The sequence below is a fragment of the Ruegeria sp. BE1 genome (assembly GCF_056538885.1).
This window is the reverse complement of record NZ_JBQFTY010000002.1, coordinates 1-20,077: the sequence shown is the minus strand read 5'-3', so window position 1 is coordinate 20,077 and position 20,077 is coordinate 1. Positions and strand designations below refer to the sequence as shown.

Annotated in this window: 20 protein-coding genes and 1 tRNA gene; 13 read left to right on the top strand and 8 right to left on the bottom strand. The window is 59.2% G+C overall.

Annotated elements, in window-relative coordinates:
• Positions 1–373 precede the first annotated feature (373 nt).
• The 3 genes from ACR0J5_RS06285 to ACR0J5_RS06275 all read left to right on the top strand — a co-directional run bounded on the left by ACR0J5_RS06285 (position 374) and on the right by ACR0J5_RS06275 (position 4,781).
• The gene (locus ACR0J5_RS06285; RefSeq protein ID WP_480651505.1) at positions 374–3,991 is read left to right on the top strand and encodes a vitamin B12-dependent ribonucleotide reductase; all 3,618 of its coding nucleotides are present in this window, start codon (positions 374–376) and stop codon (positions 3,989–3,991) included.
• Between the two features lie 245 nt (positions 3,992–4,236).
• A complete protein-coding gene (locus ACR0J5_RS06280) occupies positions 4,237–4,539 on the top strand; it encodes a hypothetical protein (RefSeq protein ID WP_480651503.1) in 303 nt (100 codons plus the stop codon).
• Positions 4,536–4,781 carry an EF-hand domain-containing protein gene (locus ACR0J5_RS06275; protein ID WP_480651501.1) on the top strand — a complete coding sequence of 82 codons (246 nt, stop codon included), beginning with the start codon at positions 4,536–4,538 and terminating at the stop codon, positions 4,779–4,781. Before ACR0J5_RS06280 ends, ACR0J5_RS06275 begins: the two co-directional genes overlap by 4 nt.
• 49 nt (positions 4,782–4,830) lie before the next feature.
• Here ACR0J5_RS06275 and ACR0J5_RS06270 read toward each other — a convergent pair whose 3' ends face one another.
• A complete protein-coding gene (locus ACR0J5_RS06270) occupies positions 4,831–6,372 on the bottom strand; it encodes a trimethylamine methyltransferase family protein (RefSeq protein WP_480651499.1) in 1,542 nt (513 codons plus the stop codon).
• A gap of 434 nt (positions 6,373–6,806) precedes the next feature.
• Here ACR0J5_RS06270 and ACR0J5_RS06265 point away from each other — a divergent pair, with 434 nt between their 5' ends.
• A complete protein-coding gene (locus ACR0J5_RS06265; protein WP_480651497.1) occupies positions 6,807–7,325 on the top strand; it encodes an outer membrane protein in 519 nt (172 codons plus the stop codon).
• A 4-nt stretch (positions 7,326–7,329) separates the two neighbouring features.
• Here the strand turns inward: ACR0J5_RS06265 and ACR0J5_RS06260 are convergent, their stop codons facing one another.
• Entirely contained in the window at positions 7,330–8,520 is a 1,191-nt protein-coding gene (locus tag ACR0J5_RS06260) for a pyridoxal phosphate-dependent aminotransferase (protein WP_480651495.1), read from the bottom strand.
• Between the two features lie 54 nt (positions 8,521–8,574).
• A complete protein-coding gene (locus tag ACR0J5_RS06255; protein ID WP_480651493.1) occupies positions 8,575–8,721 on the bottom strand; it encodes a hypothetical protein in 147 nt (48 codons plus the stop codon).
• Between the two features lie 66 nt (positions 8,722–8,787).
• Between ACR0J5_RS06255 and cysS the strand changes: the two genes are divergently transcribed.
• From cysS to ACR0J5_RS06240, 3 genes are read left to right on the top strand one after another with little or no spacing between them, the layout of a single operon-like run.
• Entirely contained in the window at positions 8,788–10,185 is a 1,398-nt protein-coding gene (gene cysS, locus ACR0J5_RS06250; RefSeq protein ID WP_480651492.1) for a cysteine--tRNA ligase, read from the top strand.
• 52 nt (positions 10,186–10,237) lie between these two features.
• On the top strand, positions 10,238–11,872 hold the full coding sequence (cimA, locus tag ACR0J5_RS06245) for a citramalate synthase (protein WP_480651490.1): 1,635 nt from the start codon (positions 10,238–10,240) through the stop codon (positions 11,870–11,872).
• The gene (locus ACR0J5_RS06240; protein ID WP_480651488.1) at positions 11,869–12,651 is read left to right on the top strand and encodes a squalene/phytoene synthase family protein; all 783 of its coding nucleotides are present in this window, start codon (positions 11,869–11,871) and stop codon (positions 12,649–12,651) included. Before cimA ends, ACR0J5_RS06240 begins: the two co-directional genes overlap by 4 nt.
• A gap of 3 nt (positions 12,652–12,654) precedes the next feature.
• Here ACR0J5_RS06240 and ACR0J5_RS06235 read toward each other — a convergent pair whose 3' ends face one another.
• Positions 12,655–13,881, bottom strand: coding sequence for an MFS transporter (locus ACR0J5_RS06235; protein WP_480651486.1), 1,227 nt, complete (start codon positions 13,879–13,881; stop codon positions 12,655–12,657).
• Between the two features lie 97 nt (positions 13,882–13,978).
• On the opposite strand from ACR0J5_RS06235, the gene ACR0J5_RS06230 reads away from it, so the two are divergent.
• From ACR0J5_RS06230 to ACR0J5_RS06220, 3 genes are read left to right on the top strand one after another with little or no spacing between them, the layout of a single operon-like run.
• The gene (locus ACR0J5_RS06230; RefSeq protein WP_480651484.1) at positions 13,979–14,611 is read left to right on the top strand and encodes a DNA-3-methyladenine glycosylase family protein; all 633 of its coding nucleotides are present in this window, start codon (positions 13,979–13,981) and stop codon (positions 14,609–14,611) included.
• On the top strand, positions 14,608–15,273 hold the full coding sequence (locus ACR0J5_RS06225) for an alpha/beta hydrolase (RefSeq protein ID WP_480651482.1): 666 nt from the start codon (positions 14,608–14,610) through the stop codon (positions 15,271–15,273). The genes ACR0J5_RS06230 and ACR0J5_RS06225 overlap by 4 nt, the downstream gene beginning before the upstream one ends.
• A 27-nt stretch (positions 15,274–15,300) precedes the next feature.
• Positions 15,301–15,603, top strand: coding sequence for a putative quinol monooxygenase (locus tag ACR0J5_RS06220; RefSeq protein WP_480651480.1), 303 nt, complete (start codon positions 15,301–15,303; stop codon positions 15,601–15,603).
• A 1-nt stretch (position 15,604) separates the two neighbouring features.
• On the opposite strand, the gene ACR0J5_RS06215 is transcribed toward ACR0J5_RS06220, so the two are convergent.
• Positions 15,605–16,030 (bottom strand): VOC family protein, encoded by a 426-nt coding sequence (locus tag ACR0J5_RS06215; protein ID WP_480651478.1) that lies wholly within the window; start codon positions 16,028–16,030, stop codon positions 15,605–15,607.
• A gap of 31 nt (positions 16,031–16,061) precedes the next feature.
• A complete protein-coding gene (locus tag ACR0J5_RS06210; protein WP_480651476.1) occupies positions 16,062–16,667 on the bottom strand; it encodes a pseudouridine synthase in 606 nt (201 codons plus the stop codon).
• Between the two features lie 211 nt (positions 16,668–16,878).
• Here ACR0J5_RS06210 and ACR0J5_RS06205 point away from each other — a divergent pair, with 211 nt between their 5' ends.
• On the top strand, positions 16,879–17,466 hold the full coding sequence (locus tag ACR0J5_RS06205; RefSeq protein WP_480651474.1) for an HNH endonuclease: 588 nt from the start codon (positions 16,879–16,881) through the stop codon (positions 17,464–17,466).
• On the opposite strand, the gene ACR0J5_RS06200 is transcribed toward ACR0J5_RS06205, so the two are convergent.
• Together ACR0J5_RS06200 and ACR0J5_RS06195 are read right to left on the bottom strand one after the other, a co-directional pair.
• The gene (locus tag ACR0J5_RS06200) at positions 17,463–17,930 is read right to left on the bottom strand and encodes a disulfide bond formation protein B (protein WP_480651473.1); all 468 of its coding nucleotides are present in this window, start codon (positions 17,928–17,930) and stop codon (positions 17,463–17,465) included. The two genes, ACR0J5_RS06205 and ACR0J5_RS06200, sit on opposite strands and share 4 nt — an antisense overlap.
• Positions 17,927–18,505: a YqaA family protein gene (locus ACR0J5_RS06195; protein ID WP_480651471.1), complete on the bottom strand. Its 579-nt coding sequence runs from the start codon at positions 18,503–18,505 to the stop codon at positions 17,927–17,929. The genes ACR0J5_RS06200 and ACR0J5_RS06195 overlap by 4 nt, the downstream gene beginning before the upstream one ends.
• A gap of 145 nt (positions 18,506–18,650) precedes the next feature.
• Here ACR0J5_RS06195 and ACR0J5_RS06190 point away from each other — a divergent pair.
• Positions 18,651–18,736 (top strand) — tRNA-Leu (locus ACR0J5_RS06190).
• Between the two features lie 287 nt (positions 18,737–19,023).
• A complete protein-coding gene (locus tag ACR0J5_RS06185) occupies positions 19,024–19,506 on the top strand; it encodes a hypothetical protein (RefSeq protein ID WP_480651469.1) in 483 nt (160 codons plus the stop codon).
• Positions 19,507–20,077 lie beyond the last annotated feature (571 nt).

Genomic DNA, 20,077 nt, shown 5'->3' with positions numbered 1-20,077 from the left:
CGCTGTCCTGATGGCTGAGCCTGTGGTCAAACCTGTGGAGGAATCGCAATCGTCCGCCTGACAGCCAAGTTCTGAATTTTGGTCAATATAAAAGTTTTCAAAAATCACTGAAAAAGGCCGTTGACGATCTATGGCCGAATACGCCAGATTGTATGGGCCGAAAGGAGTGCCACTAAATCTGGTAGGTCAAACCGGGTAAGGCACTGGGCGAGGGTCGGACAGCACATCAATTACACGTGCAACCGCATGAATGGTTCTGCGCTGTTGAAAGACAGTGCCCGGTCTCTTGCGCCCAAATTTCAGGCGCGGTGGAAGATACTCTTAGACGTGTCCGACGCCAAAAGGGAAGTTGATTAAATCTAGGGCGGCGGACATGAAGATTGAACGGAAATTCACTAAATCGGGCCAGGACGCATACGCAGATTTGGATTTTGTGTCCGCAACCTCTGAGATTCGGAACCCGGACGGCACCATCGTCTTTCGTCTGGACGACATCGAAGTCCCCGCAAAGTGGAGCCAGGTCGCAAGCGACGTGATCGCACAGAAGTATTTCCGCAAGGCTGGCGTTCCGTCCGAGATGAAAAAGGTCAAGGAAAAGGACGTTCCCGAGTTCCTGTGGCGTTCGGTTCCCGCAGACGGTGCGGAATTCGAGGGCGAAACATCCTCCAAGCAGGTGTTTGACCGTCTGGCCGGCGCGTGGACCTATTGGGGGTGGAAAGGCGGCTACTTCTCGACCGAGGAAGACGCGCGCGCCTATTTTGACGAGATGCGCTATATGCTGGCGACCCAGCGTGCCGCGCCGAACTCGCCGCAGTGGTTCAACACGGGTCTGCACTGGGCCTATGGCATCGACGGCCCGGCGCAGGGGCACCACTATGTCGACTATAAAACCGGCAAGCTGACCAAATCGAAATCCGCCTACGAACATCCGCAGCCGCACGCGTGTTTCATCCAGTCCGTCGATGATGATCTGGTGAACGAAGGCGGTATCATGGACCTTTGGGTGCGTGAGGCGCGCTTGTTTAAATACGGCTCGGGCACTGGGACGAACTTCAGCCATCTACGGGCCGAGGGCGAGGCACTGTCGGGTGGCGGCAAATCCTCGGGCCTTATGGGTTTCCTCAAGATCGGCGACCGCGCCGCTGGCGCGATCAAATCAGGCGGGACAACCCGTCGAGCAGCAAAGATGGTAATCGTCGATGCAGATCACCCCGATATCGAGCAATTCATCGAATGGAAGGTGATCGAAGAGCAGAAAGTGGCCTCGATCGTTGCCGGATCGAAAATGCACGAGAAGATGCTGAACGGCATTTTCGAGGCCATTCGCTCGTGGGATGGGTCGGCTGAAGACGCCTATGATCCGAACAAGAACGACGCGCTGAAATCTGCTGTGCGCGAGGCGAAAAAAGTCGCGATCCCCGAGACTTACATCAAGCGCGTGCTGGATTACGCCAAGCAGGGTCACGACAGCATCGAATTCCCGACCTACGACACGGACTGGGATTCGGAAGCCTACAGCTCGGTTTCGGGTCAGAACTCCAACAACTCGATCCGCGTGACAAATGCGTTCCTGACGGCTGTTGAGAAAGACGCTGATTGGGAGCTGATCAACCGCACCGATGGCAAGGTTGCCAAGACCGTCAAGGCGCGTGACCTGTGGGAAAAGGTCGGTCATGCGGCATGGGCCTGTGCCGATCCGGGCATCCAGTTCCATGACACCGTAAACGAGTGGCACACATGCCCGGCAGACGGAGAGATTCGCGGCTCGAACCCGTGCTCGGAATACATGTTCCTGGACGACACGGCCTGTAACCTGGCGTCGATGAACCTGCTGACCTTCCTCAAGGATGGCGAGTTCCAGGCGGCGGACTATATGCATGCCTCGCGTCTGTGGACGCTCACGCTGGAAATCTCGGTGACCATGGCGCAGTTCCCGTCGAAGGAAATCGCGCAACTGTCCTATGATTTCCGCACCTTGGGTCTGGGCTATGCGAACATCGGCGGCCTGCTGATGAACATGGGTTACAGCTATGACTCGGATGAGGGTCGGGCCATCTGTGGCGCGCTGACCGCGATCATGACCGGTGTGGCCTATGCGACCTCGGCCGAAATCGCCGGTGAGCTGGGTGCCTTCAAAGGCTATGAGCGTAACGCAGATCACATGTTGCGCGTCATCCGCAACCACCGCCGCGCGTCGCAGGGTGTGACCGAGGGGTATGAGAAGCTGGCGGTCAAGCCGGTGCCTTTGGACCACGGTAATTGCCCGGACAAGCGTCTGGTCGATCTGGCCATGTCGGCCTGGGATGAGGCGCTGAGCCTCGGCGAGAAAAACGGCTACCGCAATGCGCAGGCCACCGTGATCGCGCCCACCGGCACCATCGGTCTGGTGATGGATTGCGACACCACCGGGATCGAGCCGGATTTTGCGCTGGTTAAGTTCAAAAAGCTGGCCGGTGGCGGTTACTTCAAGATCATCAACCGCTCGGTGCCTTCGGCGCTGGAGAAACTGGGCTATTCCTCGTCTCAGATCGAAGAAATCGTGGGTTACGCAGTCGGTCACGGCACCATCGGTAACGCGCCGGGGATCAACCACACCTCGCTGACCGGTCACGGCTTTGGCCCCAATGAACTGGCCAAAGTGGACGCCGCGCTGGAAAGCGCCTTTGATATCCGGTTCGTCTTCAACCAGTGGACGCTGGGCGAAGATTTCTGCACCGGCGTGTTGGGCATTCCGGCGACCAAGCTGAATGATCCGACGTTTGATCTGCTGCGCCATCTGGGCTTTACCAAGGCGGATATCGACGCGGCGAACGATCACGTTTGCGGGACCATGACGCTGGAAGGTGCGCCGCATCTGAAGGAAGAGCACTATTCGATCTTCGACTGCGCCAACCCGTGCGGCAAGAAAGGTAAGCGTTTCCTTGGCGTTGACAGCCACATCACCATGATGGCGGCAGCGCAGAGCTTTATCTCGGGCGCGATTTCCAAGACGATCAACATGCCGAATGACGCGACCATCGAGGATTGCCAGAAGGCTTATGAACTCAGCTGGTCGCTGGGTGTGAAGGCCAACGCGCTCTACCGCGACGGCTCGAAACTTTCGCAACCTCTGGCAGCAGCGCTGGTCGAGGATGATGACGAAGCAGCCGAGGTTCTGGAAAGCGGCTCGCCCGCCGAAAAGGCCGCCGTGCTGGCCGAAAAGGTCATCGAAAAGGTGGTCGTGAAGGAAATCGTCCGCTCGCATCGTGAAAAGATGCCTGAGCGTCGGAAAGGCTACACGCAGAAAGCCATCGTGGGCGGCCATAAGGTCTATCTGCGGACGGGCGAGTATTCGGACGGTTCGCTGGGCGAGATCTTCATCGATATGCACAAGGAAGGTGCTGGCTTCCGGGCGATGATGAACAACTTTGCCATCGCGGTCTCAGTCGGTCTGCAATACGGCGTGCCGCTCGAAGAGTTCGTGGATGCATTCACTTTTACCAAGTTCGAACCGGCGGGAATGGTGCAGGGCAACGACTCGATCAAGAACGCGACATCGATCCTGGATTACATCTTCCGTGAACTGGCTGTGTCCTATCTGGACCGCACCGATCTGGCCCATGTGAAGCCCGAGGGCGCGACCTTTGATGACATTGGTCGCGGTGAGGAAGAGGGCGTCTCGAATGTGTCCGAGATCAGCGAAAGCGCGGCGTCCAAGTCTTTGGAAGTGTTGAAGCAAATCAGTTCCACCGGGTATCTGCGCAAGCGGCTGCCGCAGGATCTGGCCGTGTTCAACCCGCAGGCGGACGCGACCGGCATGGCCGAACAGGCCGCCGTGTTCGAAGCGCCAGTAGCTGAAACCGCAGTTGCAACCGGGATGGACGCCCGCACCAAAGCCAAGATGCAAGGCTACGAGGGCGATCCTTGCGGTGAATGCGGCAACTACACGCTGGTGCGCAACGGCACCTGCATGAAGTGCAACACCTGCGGCGCGACAAGCGGGTGTAGCTGAGTTTAGCGCCCCGGCACCCCGGGGCGCAGGGGTCGGATAGCTGCCACAGGTACCGACCCCGACGAATACGGAGAAAGGCGCCGAGACTTACCGCCGATGCCTTTCTCCACTCGGCCGACATGCCCGTGTTGGCCGGGAACAGGGTGGGGCGGAATATTGCTCTTTCCCACTCTTCCACGGGGCGGGTGCGCTCGCCCCATGCGCAGTCCAGGCCGCAGGCAAAAAAACACCGGGCGGTCAACGAAATGAGCCTGGAAGGCGAAACTACAGGGGGCTTCGGCCCCCTTTTCTTTTTTCGGGTTGAGGCAGGCGGATTTGAGCAGAGCCTTGCCGGAATTGCGGTCCTGCACCGGGCAAGACCCGCCGAGGCCGCTTGGGGGATTTTTGCCGAGCAACTTGCCGCAGGTGCGACTCGGCCGAACACGCAAAGATTGGCGCGAAACAGGCGGATTCCCTCAGTACGGGTGACAGCGGGGGTGCTGGCGATGTTTGTGGTCGGTGTCCGGACGCAAAACCAAGCAGAACTCAATCAGGAGGCATCACAATGAAACCGCAAACACTGACAGTTATTTCCACCCTTATCCTTGGACTGCCGATCATGGCCGCCGCTGACACCACAGCCGATGCAAACGGAGATGGCGTGCTGACCATCGAAGAGGTTCAGGCCGTTGTGCCCGGTGTTGACGCCGATACGTTCTCGGTCATGGACGCCAATGGCGACGGCGCGCTGGATGAGGCCGAGATCGTCGTGGCACAGGAAGCAGGGCTGTTGCCCGCCACCGACGGCTGATGCAAAGAAAGAGCGGCCAGAGACATTCTGGCCGCTTTTCAATATTTTATCAGTTCAGGTGAATGTTGAATTTGCCGCGCAGCTCAGCATCCAGCAAAGGATCTAACCGTGCGGGTGACGGAGTGGCGAGGATTTCCTCTTTCCGTTTGACGGCCTTTTCGATCAGGTCCGGCTTGCCCAGTTCAACCCATTCCTTGGGTGAGGTCCGATCGCCGAAGGTGGGGTAGACATAGTCTGCCTGCATCCGGCTGAGCGTGGCATCTGTGCCCAGATAGTGGCCGGGTCCGCCCATGCAGACCTGAGCGATCTGGTCCAGCGCCAGGGTTTCGTCCGTTACCTCAATCCCGCGCACGCAGCGCTGCGCCTGACCAATCAGATCATCGGCCAGGATAAGACTTTCGTGGCAGAATCCCAGCAGAGAGGCATGCATCCCCGCCGCCTCATAGACCATGTTCAGCCCTGACAGCCCGGCCATCACGTTCGAGCACATCTGCTCCCAACCGGCCTGCATGTCGGGCAGTTTCGAATCCGACGCCCCCGCAGCCGCGCCGCCGGGCAGGTCATAGAACCGGTGCATTTGGGCACATCCCGCCGTCAGCAGCGCCTGTTCGCCCGACCCGATGGACATGGCCCCTGTGCGCAGGTCCAGCCCGAAGGGCCAGGTGCCGAAAATCGCAGGGGCCCTGGGGCTTACTGCATTTACGTAAACCAGCCCGGCCAGGCATTCCGCCGTTGCCTGTGTGATCGCGCCTGCAATCGTAGAGGGCGCCGTTGCGCCCGCCATACCGGCGGACAGCAACAGGATCGGCATTCCGGCCTTGATGCACAGCTCCATCACTTCGCAGCTTTCGGTCGCGAATTTCATGGGCGGCACAACAAAGCAGTTTGTGTTCGAGATAAAAGGCCGCTCGCGGTACTTATCCTCGCCACCTGCGATCATATGGATCATCTCCATCGCCGGGGCGACATGATGAGGTTCGGTGAACGATGTACCGATATGTTTGAACGTGCCGGAACAGGATGCGTAGATCGTGTTCAGGTCCATCTCAAGGTTGTCGGCAATATCGCGGCAGACCATAGGGCGTTGAACGAAATGGATATTGTCCAGCTGTTCGCAAATCCGCGACGCGTCGTGCAGGTCCTGAACGGTTGAATCCCGGTATTCCTGCCCGTGAACGTCGACCATGCTGACTGCCGCGCCTGCGGTGCCGTAATGCACTTTGGTGCCGCTCAGATCCAGATCGGTTTTGCCATCCCGGCTGTAGAGTGTGACGGATCGGTTTGCGTTGGCCAGCGTGTCTTCGACCAATGCGCGCGGAAACCGGATGCGCCCGTCATCCCCAAGGGTACAACCCGCACCGACCAGATAGTCGATCCCGCTTTGGGGCGCATCGGCCAACCCGATGGTTTCCAGCGCGGTCAAAGCGGCCTCGTGGATGCGTTCGACCTGCGCCTGTGTCAGGACGTTGAGAACGCCGCCCTCCATCCCGGGGCGGACGGGGCGCAGATGGTCGGGCAGGGCAGTTGCGCGGGCGGCACGACGGGCGGCACGACCACCACTGCGGGAAGAGCTACGGGTTTGTTCGTTCATGGTTTGGAATCCAGTTTGCTAGGCGTCGCAGAAAGTTGAGAGTTTTACGCCTGAAACGGTCTGCCCCGCGCTGCACGACCCCTATCCGCACCGATGGTGCGGCTCACCAGCCGGATTTTCCAAACATCATTTTGCACGCGGTTCATCCCTTGTTGCTGCGCAGTATTCCGGCTGGGCAGTACATGTTCTGTTCTGTTTGCGACCTGGCCATTCAAAAGCGAAGTTCAATTGCGAAGTTCAATTGCGAAGTTTACGCCAATAGCTTCTTTCGCCAAAGTATTTTCCAGCCGCGACAGAATTCTGTTATAGTACCTTCACTTATTTTAGAGCGGTTCGTGAAAGCAATTGATTCTTAACCATTGCGAACCATGTTTTGAGACGAAGACGACCCGAATGACCAAACGCTACGGCAGAAGGTTAAGTAGGAGAGATTGATGAAAGGCCTTGTGACCCTCAGCGTCCTTTGGATGGCGGCCCTTGCGGCCCCTTCGATGGCTGAGGATTGGACGGGGGCCTATGCGGGTTTCAGCCTTGGATATGCCGATGCTGACGGCCCGAACGGATCAAGCGGCAACGACACCGCCTTTGGCCCTCATATCGGATATGACCGGGATTTCGGCAATTTCGTTCTGGGGGGTGAACTGGAATATAACCGCCTGTCGCTGAACCTGGGTGACGGAGAAGGCAGCCTGGACAGCATGACCCGCCTGAAACTGCGCGGCGGTTACGATTTCGGCCCCGCGCTTGGCTATGTGGTGGTCGGTGCCGCGCGGGTGGATGCCTCGGCAGACAATGACACAGCTGCTGTTTACGGTATTGGCGTGGCCTATCCGATCAATGACCGCTTTATCATCAGTGGTGAGGCGCTGCGTCAGGAATTCGACGATGTCACCCGGTCGGATGGTGGGCTTCAGTCGAACGTGTTCAATCTGCGCACCTCGTTCCGTTTCTGAGGTATCATCCAACTGCTGCCGGACGGTCGGCTTTTTCGGCTGCGAATTGGCATATGGTTTCGAGGGCGGCCAAGAATCTGTCGTCGTCAATCGTCATCGCCACTCGGATATGTCCGGCCGCCGCTGTCCCAAAGCTTTCGCCCGGCATGACGGCTATGGAATGCGTGTCCAGCAGGGCATTGGCAAAGTCTTCTCCGCTGAGCCCCGTGGCCCGAATGTCCAGCATCAGATACATCGCACCCTGTGCGGGGACCAGTCTGACGGTATTCTGGGCCTTCAGAACCTCAAGCGCCAGCGCGCGACGCCGGCGGAAAGGTGCAGCGATGCGCTGTTCCAACTCGTCTCCTGCGCTCAGCGCAAAGCTGGCGGCGTCCTGAATAAAGCCCGGTACGCCATAGGTTGTGTGGGTGGCCAGATTGATCAGGTGGTTGATCACCTCTTCCGGTGCAACGATCCAACCGCACCGAGACCCGGTCATCGCGTGTGATTTGGACATTGAGCCCACCACCAATGTCCGCTCGGCCATTCCGGGCAGGGTTCTGGGTGAGATATGTGTGCCTTCCCAGACCTGTGTGTCGTAAACCTCATCTGAAATCAGCCAGAGGTGGCGGGCCTGACAGACCTGTGCAAACCCGTCCAGTGTTTGCCGGGAATAAACCACGCCGGTTGGGTTGTTCGGCGTGTTGATCAGCAGGGAAACCGCGCCATCTGCGGCGGCCTCGATCTGTTCGGGGCGGGGTTGAAAGGCGTCCTCGGCCCGGGTTTGGATGGCCCGCGCGGTGGCACCCGCGCCCCGGATCGTGCCGGGATAGGTAGCATAGTAGGGGTCCAGATACAGCCCGACATCGCCGGGATCGCAGACCGCCACATGGGCGGCAAATAGCGCCGCTTGGCCCCCGGGTGTGATCAACACGTTGTTGCGTGTGGTCAGTACTCCGGTGCGGGCCTGCACCCGTGCGGCGACCGTATCGCGCAGCAAATCCGTGCCGGGCACCATGGCATAGCCGGTGTGGCCTTGCCGTGCAGACAGGTCCATCGCCTGCAGAATCGAAGGGTCGGTGCGGATGTCATGTTCTCCGATGGTCAGTTCGGTCACGGCGTGGCCTTCGCTGATCATCCGGCGGGCGCGATAGAACACGTCCCACCCGTCACTGCCGCCTTCTGTCAGGTGAGTGATCCGCTGCGACAGTTTCATGATGCGCCTCCGTCTGGTCTTTGGCGCTGACTGGGCCAGAGGCGCGCGGGAAAGTCAATCAGTGACGCCGGGGCGCAAAACTGCGGGCTTGGCGTCGGGCCAGCGGCGTGATAAATCAGCCTTATGAACCGTATGACCTGCACCATTATCTGCTGCATTACCTGCTGATTTATCAAGCGGGCCGGTTTCTTTCGTTTTCATCCCTGAGACAAGTTGCTAAGCCCGCGCCAACGCGACACTGCTTATGCTGTCTTTAGGAGCCGACCGATGACGACGATCAAACTGCACAACACACGGACGCGGACGAAAGAGGCTTTCGTGCCGATCAGCGCCGACAATGTGCGGATGTATGTCTGCGGTCCCACGGTCTATGACCGCGCGCATCTGGGCAATGCTCGGCCCGTGGTGGTGTTCGATGTGCTCTATCGTCTGTTGCGGCACGCCTATGGTGCGGATCACGTCACCTATGTGCGCAATTTCACCGATGTGGATGACAAGATCAACGCAACCGCCTTGTCGCGGCAACAGGCCGGGGCCGAAGGCACGTTGGAGCAATTGGTGCAGGAACGCTCGGACGAGACAATCGGCTGGTATCTGCACGATATGGGTGTGCTGGGGGCGTTGGAGCCGAACCAGATGCCGCGCGCGACCGAATTCATCCCTCAGATGATCGCGATGATTGAGGGGCTGATTGCCAAGGGGCATGCCTATGCAGCTGAAGGGCATGTGCTGTTCGCGGTCGACAGCTGGAAAGAGAACTATGGCGCGCTGTCCGGGCGTTCGGTGGATGACATGATCGCCGGGGCACGGGTTGAGGTTGCGCCGTACAAAAAGAACCCGATGGATTTTGTGCTGTGGAAACCCTCGACAGACGAACTGCCCGGGTGGGACAGCCCATGGGGACGCGGGCGTCCGGGGTGGCACATCGAATGCTCGGCCATGAGCTATGAGTTGCTGGGTGAAAGTTTCGACATTCATGGTGGCGGCAACGATCTGATGTTCCCGCATCATGACAACGAGATCGCGCAGAGTAAGTGCGCCCATCCGCATGGTGAGTTCGCCAAGGTCTGGCTGCACAATGAGATGTTGCAGGTTGAGGGCAAGAAGATGTCCAAATCATTGGGCAATTTCTTTACCGTCCATGATCTGTTGGAACAGGGTGTTCCGGGTGAGGTGATCCGGTTTGTGTTCCTGCAGACCCATTATCGCAAGCCGATGGACTGGACCGAGAAGAAGGCGCGGGATGCTGAGGCCACGATGCGCAAGTGGCGGGCGCTGACAGCGGGCATCGAACCCGCAGCCAGCGCAGCACCCGCCGTTATCGCTGCGCTGAGTGACGACCTGAACACTGCGGGTGCTGTGGCCGAACTCCACCGTCTGGCGGCGGACGGGGATGCGGCGGGGCTGTTGGCCAGCGCGCGTCTGCTGGGTCTGTTGACGCCTGAGATGGGGGCGTGGGCGGATACTGCGGCGGTTGACTTGTCCGCCTTTGCAGATCGGTTGGCAGAGGCGCGGACGACGGCCATGCAAAGCAAGGACTTCGCTGAAGTGGACCGCCTGAAAGCGGCTTATTTGGCTGCCGGTTTGGAGGTCCGCATGAGCAAGGACGGCGTCGAACTGGTACCGGGCGCGGGGTTTGATTCCGCCAAGCTGGAGACGATCTGAACCGCGTTTTCTAGACGAAAGACGCAATAATCTGGGCCAGCGGGAGCGAGCCATGACCAAAGAACGCCTTTACCTGTATGACACCACCCTGCGCGACGGGCAGCAAACGCAGGGTGTTCAGTTTTCGACCGCGGAAAAGGTGCAGATTGCGCAGGCGCTGGACGAATTGGGCGTCGATTACATCGAAGGCGGTTGGCCGGGGGCAAACCCCACGGACAGTGCGTTTTTCGAGGTTGCGCCCAAAACCTCGGCCCGGTTGACCGCGTTCGGGATGACCAAACGCTCGGGTCGGTCGGCTGAGAATGACGATGTTCTGGCTGCGGTGATGAACGCGGGCACGCAGGCCGTGTGTCTGGTCGGCAAATCGCATGACTACCACGTCACCCATGCGCTTGGGATCGCGCTGGAGGAGAATGTCGAGAATGTCCGCGCCTCCGTCGCGCATATCGTGGCGCAGGGGCGTGAGGCGCTGTTTGATGCCGAGCATTTCTTTGACGGCTACAAGGACAATCCCGCCTATGCGGTTGAGGTCTGCCGCGCTGCGCTGGAGGCGGGCGCGCGCTGGGTCGTGCTGTGTGACACAAACGGCGGCGCGCTGCCTGCTGAGGTCTCGCGTATCGTCGCCGAGGTCATCGCCGCAGGTCTGCCGGGTGACCGGCTGGGCATTCATACGCATAACGACACCGAAAACGCGGTGGCCTGTTCGCTGGCTGCCGTAGATGCAGGGGCGCGGCAGATTCAAGGCACGCTGAACGGCTTGGGCGAGCGATGCGGTAATGCCAACCTGACCGCGTTGATCCCGACTCTGCTGCTAAAGGAACCCTATGCCTCTGAGCTCGAGATCGGCGTCAGCACGCAGGCTTTGGCCGGATTGACGCGCATCAGCCGGATGCTGGACGATATTCTGAACCGCGTGCCCAGCAAGCAATCGGCTTATGTGGGGGCCTCGGCCTTTGCCCATAAGGCGGGGTTGCATGCCAGTGCGATCCTCAAGGATCCGTCGACCTATGAGCATATCGAACCCGGCGCGGTCGGCAATGCGCGGATCATCCCAATGTCGAACCAGGCGGGCCAGTCGAACCTGCGCAAGCGTCTGACCGAGGCGGGGTTGATCGTGGAAAAAGCGGACCCGGCGCTGGGGCGTATCCTTGACCGGATCAAACAGCGTGAGGCCGAGGGATATTCCTACGACACTGCGCAAGCGAGTTTCGAATTGCTGGCGCGCGATGAACTGGGGCAACTGCCCGAGTTCTTTGAGGTCAAGCGCTACAAGGTCACCGTTGAGCGGCGCAAGAACAAGTACAACCGGATGGTCAGCCTGTCCGAGGCCGTGGTCGTGGTGAAGGTCGACGGGGAAAAGAAGCTGTCTGTCAGTGAATCTCTGGACGAGGATGGCAGCGACCGGGGGCCGGTGAACGCGCTGGCCAAGGCACTGGCGAAGGATTTGGGGCAGTATTCGCAGATTCTGGCCGATATGCGGCTGGTCGACTTTAAGGTGCGGATCACGCAGGGCGGGACCGAGGCGGTGACTCGCGTCATCATCGACAGCGAAGACGGGCAGGGGCGGCGCTGGTCGACCGTGGGCGTCAGTGCGAACATAGTCGATGCCTCGTTCGAGGCGCTGCTGGACGCGATACAGTGGAAACTGGTGCGCGATTGCGGGCCAAACGCGGCGGTGGCTGAGTGACCGTAGAGTTCGACGAGGACGTCAAAGCCTGTGCCGCGCTAGTGCACAAGGCCGACCCGGATCGGTTCATGGCGGTCATGGCTGCTCCGGTTGCGGTGCGGCCCGTGCTGTTCCCGCTTTATGCGCTGAACGTCGAAGTCGCGCGGGCGCCATGGGTCACGCAAGAGACGATGATTGCCGAGATGCGGCTGCAATGGTGGCGCGATGCGCTGCAAGAGATTGCCGAAGGGCAAGCCGTGCGCAGGCACGAGGTTGTGACGCCGTTGTCGCGGGCCCTATCCCCGCAATTGGCTGCCATGCTGGACGAATATGTGGCTGTAAGGCGTTGGGATATATACCGTGATCCGTTTGAGGATCAGGAACATTTTGATGCTTACATCAACCACAGCGCTGGCTCTTTGATGGTAGCAGCGGCGCAGATGTTGGGTACCGCCGATGAGAGTGTCTTGCGCGATTTTGGCTTTGGGGTTGGGGTAGCAAATTGGTTGCGGGCCATTCCCGATCTTGAGGCACGCGGGCGCATTCCCTTGCTGGACGGCACCCCGGATGGCGTGCGCGCCCTTGCGCAAACGGCTTTGGACAGGCTGCACTGCGCTCGCACTAACGCGACCGTCGTTTCACCTGACGCGCGCCCTGCGCTCTATTCCGGTTGGCAGACCGATTGGATTCTGCGCCGGGCCATCGCGCGACCAGACCGTGTGGCGGCAGGGGATTTGGCGCAGGGCGAGATTCGCCGTAGGGCGTCATTGATGTGGGTTGTGGCCAGCGGACGCTGGTGAGGATCAGACTGTTTCCGGCTCGGACGGTTTCAGAACCAGCCACAACAGCGCCGCGCCCGCCAATGTCAGCAGCGGGATCATGGCCAGGTTTACCGCTGTCCAGCCTTCAACCGCCGATCCGCCCGAACAGTTCATCAACCCGCCCGAGGCGAGCGAGGCGATTGTGACGCCTCCGAACACCAGCAGGTCGTTCAGGCCCTGCATCCGGCCACGTTCGCTGACGTCATGCGAGGCGGCCAGCATGGTGGTGGCACCGATAAAGCCAAAGTTCCAGCCGATGCCCAGCAGGATCAGGGCGATGAAAAAGTTTTCCAGCTCAACGCCTTGCAGGGCGACGACGCCCGCTCCGGCCAGAATGGCAAGGCCAAGGGCAACGATCTTCTCAACCCCGAACCGGGCGATCAATTGGCCGGTGAAAAAGCTGGGGATGTACATGGCAAGTACGTGACCCGTCACCACATCCGCCGCGTCATTGGCCGAATAGCCGCATCCGACAACGGCCAGCGGGGTCGAGGTCATGACCAGATTCATCAGCGCGTAGGACACCATCGCGCAGATGATCGCCACGGCGATACGCGGTGTTTTCAGCATCTCAAGACGGCTGCGGCCCTTGGGGGCGCCTTCCTCGGCCTTGGGGGGGGTGGGGATGTCCAGAAAGAAGAACAGGGCTGACCCGATGACGTTCACCGCGATGACGGCGATATATGTCCCAAGGAAGGGTATGACATAAGCCGTCGACGTCAGCTTGACGATCTGTGGTCCAATGATCGCCGCCGCCAGACCGCCTGCCATGACATATGAGATCGCCTTGGGGCGGAAAGCGTCCGAGGCGGAATCCGCAGCGGCAAAGCGGTAAAAACCATGCGCGCTCATGTAGATGCCAGTCAGCAGGCTGCCCACAAGGAACACGGGGAACGATCCCAGATACAACCCGTATGCTCCGACCAAACCGCCAAGCGCGCCTGCGGTTGCGCCGACCAGAAACCCTGCGCGTCTGCCCCAGCGCTGCATGATGGCGGAAATCGGCGTTGCCGCCAGCATCGATCCCAGCACGATCAATGAGATCGGCAAGGTCGCCAGACAGGCATTGGTCGCCAACGACTGTCCGGCGAGACCGCCAACGATAAAGATCATCGGCATCTGCGCGCCAAGCACCGCTTGTGCCGCAACCAATACGGCGACATTGCGTTTGGCCTGACTGTCGTTTGGGGCAGTTGAGGTCATTGTCATGCGCCTATGGGTATCGGTGAAAACCCAGACGCACAAGCGGGTTGCATATGCGGCAAAGCCGCCTAACGTGCTCGTGACCTTGGGGGCCAGAGAGCAGATGTCCGTCGGACGTATCATCGAAACCAATGACTGTGTAAGCGAGGGCGCCGCGTGGCTGGCCGATGCGTGCCCGCGTATGTCCTATGCGATGGACCAGACTGGCCCGTTGCCGCTGCGCCGCCGCCCGGACGGGTTTGCGCAGCTGCTAAGCGCGATTGTCAGCCAGCAGGTCAGCGTGGCCTCGGCCAATGCAATCTGGAAGCGGTTGCAGGATGCGAAACTGACGGGCCCGCGCAAAATCATGTGGGCCACGGATGACGATTTGCGGGCTGTTGGGCTGAGCCGTCAGAAAATCAGATACGCGCGGGCCTTGGCCGAAGCGCGCATTGATTACAAAGCGTTGCGCGACGTTTCTAACGAGGAGGTCGTCGCCACACTGACCGAAGTGCCGGGCATTGGCATTTGGACGGCCGAGATTTACGCGATGTTTTCACTGGGTCGCGCTGACGTGATCGCGCCCGGTGATCTGGCGCTGCAAGAGGCGGCGCGCATCCTCTATGACCTGCCCAAACGTCCGACGGATAAAGAACTCCGCCAAATGGCTGAAGCGTGGTCGCCCTGGCGGTCGGTTGCGGCGCGGGTGCTGTGGGCCTATTACCGGGTGGCCAAAGAACGAGAAGGGATCAGATGACTCGAGTTTTGAATGCGCTCCGAAAAGAGCCGGTTTCGGGCGATATACGCTCGGTCGTGGTGTTTGTGCACGGCTACGGGGCCAACGGGGCCGACCTGCTGGGTCTGGCCGATCCGCTGGGGGAACATCTGCCTGATACGCTGTTCGTGGCCCCCGATGCGCCGGAACAGATACCCGGAATGCCCAATGGGTTCCAGTGGTTTCCGATCCCGTGGATCGACGGCTCATCCGAGGAAGAGGCGCGCCGGGGCATGGAGATGGCCGTTGAAGACTTCAACGCCTTCCTCGACGCACTGATGGTGGACGAAGATGTCCTGCCCGAGCAGGTGGTTCTGTTCGGCTTCAGCCAGGGCACGATGATGAGCCTGCACGTCGCCCCGCGCCGCGAGGACCCTGTGGCGGGCGTCGTGGCCTTCTCGGGCCGGTTGCTGGAGCCTGATCTGCTGCCGGATGAGACGGTCAGCCGCATGCCGATCCTGCTGGTGCATGGTGATGCGGATGACGTGGTGCCGCCGCAATCCTTGCCCGAGGCTGCCGAAGCCCTGCAAGCGGCAGATTTCAAAGAGGTCTACGCCCATGTCATGAAGGGCACAGGCCACGGTATCGCCCCTGACGGGCTAAGCGTTGCGCTGGCGTTCATGCGTGACAAGCTGAGCCTCTGAGCGTGATCTGAATTGAGAGGGAATGCAATGCTGGTTGTCACCGGAACGGTTGAAGTCGCGCCAGAGGGCGTTGAAAAGGCTGCGAAAGCGGCGTTGGAGATGGTTGCGGAAACCGTGAAAGAAGAGGGCTGTCTTACCTATGAGTTCAGCCAAATTCTGGGCACCCCAAACCGCTTTCGTGTCTATGAGGAGTGGGAAAGTCAGGCCGCGCTTGAGACCCATTTTGAAACCCCTCACATGGCCAGATTTCGCGCAGCCCTTGGCGAAGCCGGCGTCAGCGCGAGCGACATTTGCCGGATCGTTGGGGGTGAGAAACTGCCGCTGAAATGAGCTAGCCCCAGAGGTGGGGCTCGGCAAATTCGACCGAGTTTCCCGCGGGGTCTCGGACGTAAAGCGATCGTGCGCCGCTGGGCCAGTCGAATTCGGCATCGACAGGGATGTTCCAGTCCAGCAGGTGTTTGCGCATGGTGTCGATCTGGGTACGCGTCAGGGTCAGGCACACATGCCCGGGTCCGTGCGCGCCATGCGGTGGGACAGGCAGATCGGGATTTGTCGGAGGTTGCGCGGTCTCTTGCGCGTTGAACAACAACAGAACCGACGGACCCACCCGGTAGAACACATGCCGGTCTGCCACCCGCTGGATTTTCTCAAGGGTCAGAACATCGCCATAGAAACGCTCGGCCTCATCCAGATCGTCGACGTAAAGCGCAGCCTCAAGAATCCCGGTGGGTTGGGGTATGTCCGGCGTGATCTTCATCCGGTAAGCCTATCACAAAGCGCGGTTTTTGTCACCTGCGTGGGCGTCGGTCCCGCTTGCGCTGAGGGGCGGCGCTCAGGGTCGGTGCTGGCAGGCTGTCCCATTGGCCCGACTCAAGCCCCTCAAGCGACCAATCGCCAACCCGTGCCCGGATCAGCCGCAGCGTGGGGTGCCCCACGGCGGCCGTCATGCGGCGGACCTGCCGGTTTTTCCCTTCGCGCAGGGTCAGTTCGATCCAGCAATCAGGTATGGTCTGGCGCACGCGAATGGGCGGGGTGCGCGGCCACAACCCCTCGGGTTCGTCCATCAGACGGGCCTTGGCGGGGCGGGTCACGCCGTCTTTCATTTCAACCCCGTCGCGCAGCGCCTTGAGGGCCGCTGAATCCGGCAACCCTTCGACCTGAACCCAATAGGTTTTGGCCATCTTATGTTTGGGGTCCGAAATTTGTGCCTGCAGCCGCCCGTTGTCGGTCAGCAGCATCAGCCCTTCGCTGTCGCGATCCAACCGCCCGGCCGGGTAGACGCCCGGCAGGTCGATATAGTCAGACAGGGTGCTGCGCGGTGTATCCGCATTGGCGCGGTCGGTGAATTGCGGCAGCACGTCAAAAGGTTTGTTGAATCGGATGAACCAGCTCATGGATCACGCCATAGCCCGCAGGCCACAGTCGCGCAAGCTGTGGATAAGTGTCACGTCTCTGTTACGGAGTCGCCTTAACCAATCCCGAGATATTGTGGAAACTCAGGGCTTGTCAGAGTTTTAACACGATATATAGTTGAACCAAGGCCGGGGCGGGTGATCCCCGCTCTGATGTCAAAATGGGCAGAGCAGAGCGAGGAGCGAGTCTGATATGGATGGAGACTTCAGAACCGAATTTGTCAGGGAACCCGGTGCGCTCAGGCATCATCCGGCATTGGTTTTGAACGCCGATTATCGCCCCTTGTCCTATTACCCGCTGTCCCTGTGGCCCTGGCAAGAGGCGATCAAGGCGGCCTGGCTGGACCGGGTCGACATTGTGGCCGAATACGATGAGGTCGTCCGAAGCCCGAGTACCGAGATACGAATACCGTCGGTCGTTGTCCTCAAAGACTATGTAAAACCCAGAAAGCGCGTGGCCTTCACGCGCTTTAATTTATTTCTGAGGGATGAGTTCCGCTGCCAGTATTGCGGCAGCAAGGGGGATCTGACCTTTGATCATGTGGTGCCGCGCGCCGCCGGCGGTGTGACCAGCTGGCAGAACGTGGTGGCGGCGTGTAGCCCGTGCAACCTCAAGAAGGGGTCGAAATCACTGAGGCAGGCGGGCATGACCTTGCGCAAACCGCCCCGTCAACCGGATGCTGAGGCGTTGCGGAATATCGGGCGCAAGTTCCCGCCAAACCACCTGCATGACAGCTGGATCGACTTTCTCTACTGGGATGCGGAACTGGACGAGTTTTAACGGCCCGCGCGCCACGCCGCGAGCCAGACAAGGACCAAAGCGCCCGACAGAACGGCGTTCCACCCGGCCATGGACAGGCCCAACATCTGCCACGGGATGTCATCGCAGCGTACCAGTGGCGCGGACATGATCTGATCCATCAGGTCCTGTGTGGACAACCCACCTATGTCGCCCGAAGTACAGCTTGACGGACCTTCCCACCACGCAAGTTCTACCCCGGCGTGAAAAACACCGATGGCCGCAGTTGTCAGGGCGGCTAAGGCACCCAGCAAGGGCAACAGGTTCACGCGGGGCAGGGTCAGCGCCAGCACCCCGATTAGGGCTGCTGCCCCATGCGGATAGCGCTGCCAGATGCACATTTTGCAGGGGGCAAGTCCGCCGATGTATTGAAACGCCCACGCGCCAAGCAGCAGGGCCGCAGACCCGCCTGCCGCAACCAGGACCAGAATGCTCTTGCGTGTCACAGATACTTCACCGCCAAAAAGCCGCCAAACAGCAGGATGATGAACAGGGTGAACATAAGACCCAATCGCTTTTCAATGAAGTCTCGGATGGGTTCACCGAATTTCCACAACAGACCGGCCACAAGGAAGAACCGCAGCGCGCGGGCCAGAATCGAGGTGGCGATGAACGTTCCCAGCGGCATGCCGGTCCAGCCCGACATGATGGTGATCACCTTGTAGGGGAAGGGCGTGACCCCTGCGGCAAGCACGGCCCAGAACCCAAAATCATTGAACCGCGTGTTGAACTCTTCCATCGCGTGGGTCTTGCCCATGGCCTCAAGCACGGGCTGTCCGATGCTGTCATAGAAAAACGCACCAATCGCATAACCCAGGATGCCACCCAGAACCGAGGCCACCAATGCCACCGTTGCGATCAGCCAGGCCCGTGATGGGCGCGCCAAAATCATGGGAATCATCAGCACGTCAGGTGGGATCGGAAAGACCGAGCTTTCGATAAAGGCGACAATAGCCAGCGCCCAAAGAGCGTGCGGATGTTCGGCCAAACGAATGGTCCAGTCATAGAGCGATCGCAACATATGGTACTAAAATCCTGATTAAACCTTGCCTATGCCAAACCATGCGCCTTTAGGGCCGTCAACCATTGCGGTGAAAACAAACTGTATTTGGGTTGGTTTTTGCCTCTGGACCTTCCCGGTCATGGACGCTAATCCAGTGTTCGTGGCCCAAGTGGCGGAATGGTAGACGCAGGGGATTCAAAATCCCCCGGTAGTGATACCGTGCCGGTTCGAGTCCGGCCTTGGGTACCATAGTAAAAACAGAGGGTTAGGGAAGCTGATCCTCTGTTTTTTCTTATCCGCCATTTCGTTTACTCACACCGCTAACTCAAACTTTCACGTTCTGGTCTTGTGTCAGAGCTGACGGGTTTGGGTGTGTGTCTGACGTTTCCCGTCCCGCATCGTTTACCAGTTTTTTATCAAAGACGTGGCAATTTCTTCCGGTGGAGAAAGCGGCCGCAAACAATTTTCGTTGTTCAAGCCGCATCTTGGCTTTAGGACGAGTGAAACCACTCTAATTAAGTCTAAAGGATTTTTTGATGAGAACGGTGCTGATATCCGCAGGCTTCCTGGCCCTGGCAGGATGTGATACGATACAAGAGACAACAAGTTCAGCGAGCGAACCCCAAGGTAGAGCCGCTGTCTTTTCAATGTCTGAGCTGCAACCTCTTTTGGCCGAATGTATAAAGGTCGTAACCCAAGCAAAAGCTCCGAATAAGAGTTTGGGAAAAGAATCGCGGGCAAGCGTCGCAATACCACCGCTGAACGTAACTGGGGCCAAGCGTCGCTGCCTGGTAACCATGCCAAATACAGGACCAAAACCTCAGGAAATTGCAGAAGAAACTGCTGCTCTGTTGGCAAAAAATGGATTTACACCTGCGAGTAATCCAGAAATTTCAAAAAAGTGGAAGAAGCACGCGTCACCGTATATTTTCTCCAATGGTGATGACTATATTGCTGTTTCGGGTCAAAAGTTCTCGGACTTCGTCAATAAGAGTCAGTTGTTTTTTAACCTGTTTTAACTTTGATCGGAAAAGGACATCCTGCAGGGGGCTCTATGTAAGTGTCTCTTTTCCCCTCGTACACTCAGGTTTAGTTATTCGCCGCAGTTTCCCGAGCCCCGAATGCGCTTTGCTGGCACCACCGCATCTGTAAAACCCTGTTTCTGTTTCAACAGTTTGTGCGAGGCATCAGGCTGTGCGTTCCGAGGGCCGATACGGGGAAGCCTCTGCAACGTGCCTCAGATCTGAGGAATGAACGCATCCAGAAATTCGCGGGGGTTGACAAGAGCAGTCTCAATAGGAAACGTCGAATATGTTGGGAGATTATGGAAATTCAGACGCTTGGCCCGGTGAAAAACAGTTCCGGGCTCGTCTTGGAAGACGTGCCCTTTTGGCAAGCGCTGAGTGATCTCTCATCCACCAAAAATGGGAGTTCTCAAAATGAAAAACAGCAGCAAGCTTAGCCTCGGTGCGGTTGTGGCGTCAGCCCTTATGGCCCCTGCCGCATACGCCGAAGAGTTTATCACGATTGGTACGGGTGGTGTTACTGGGGTTTATTATCCGACGGGTGGCGCGATTTGTCGGTTGGTGA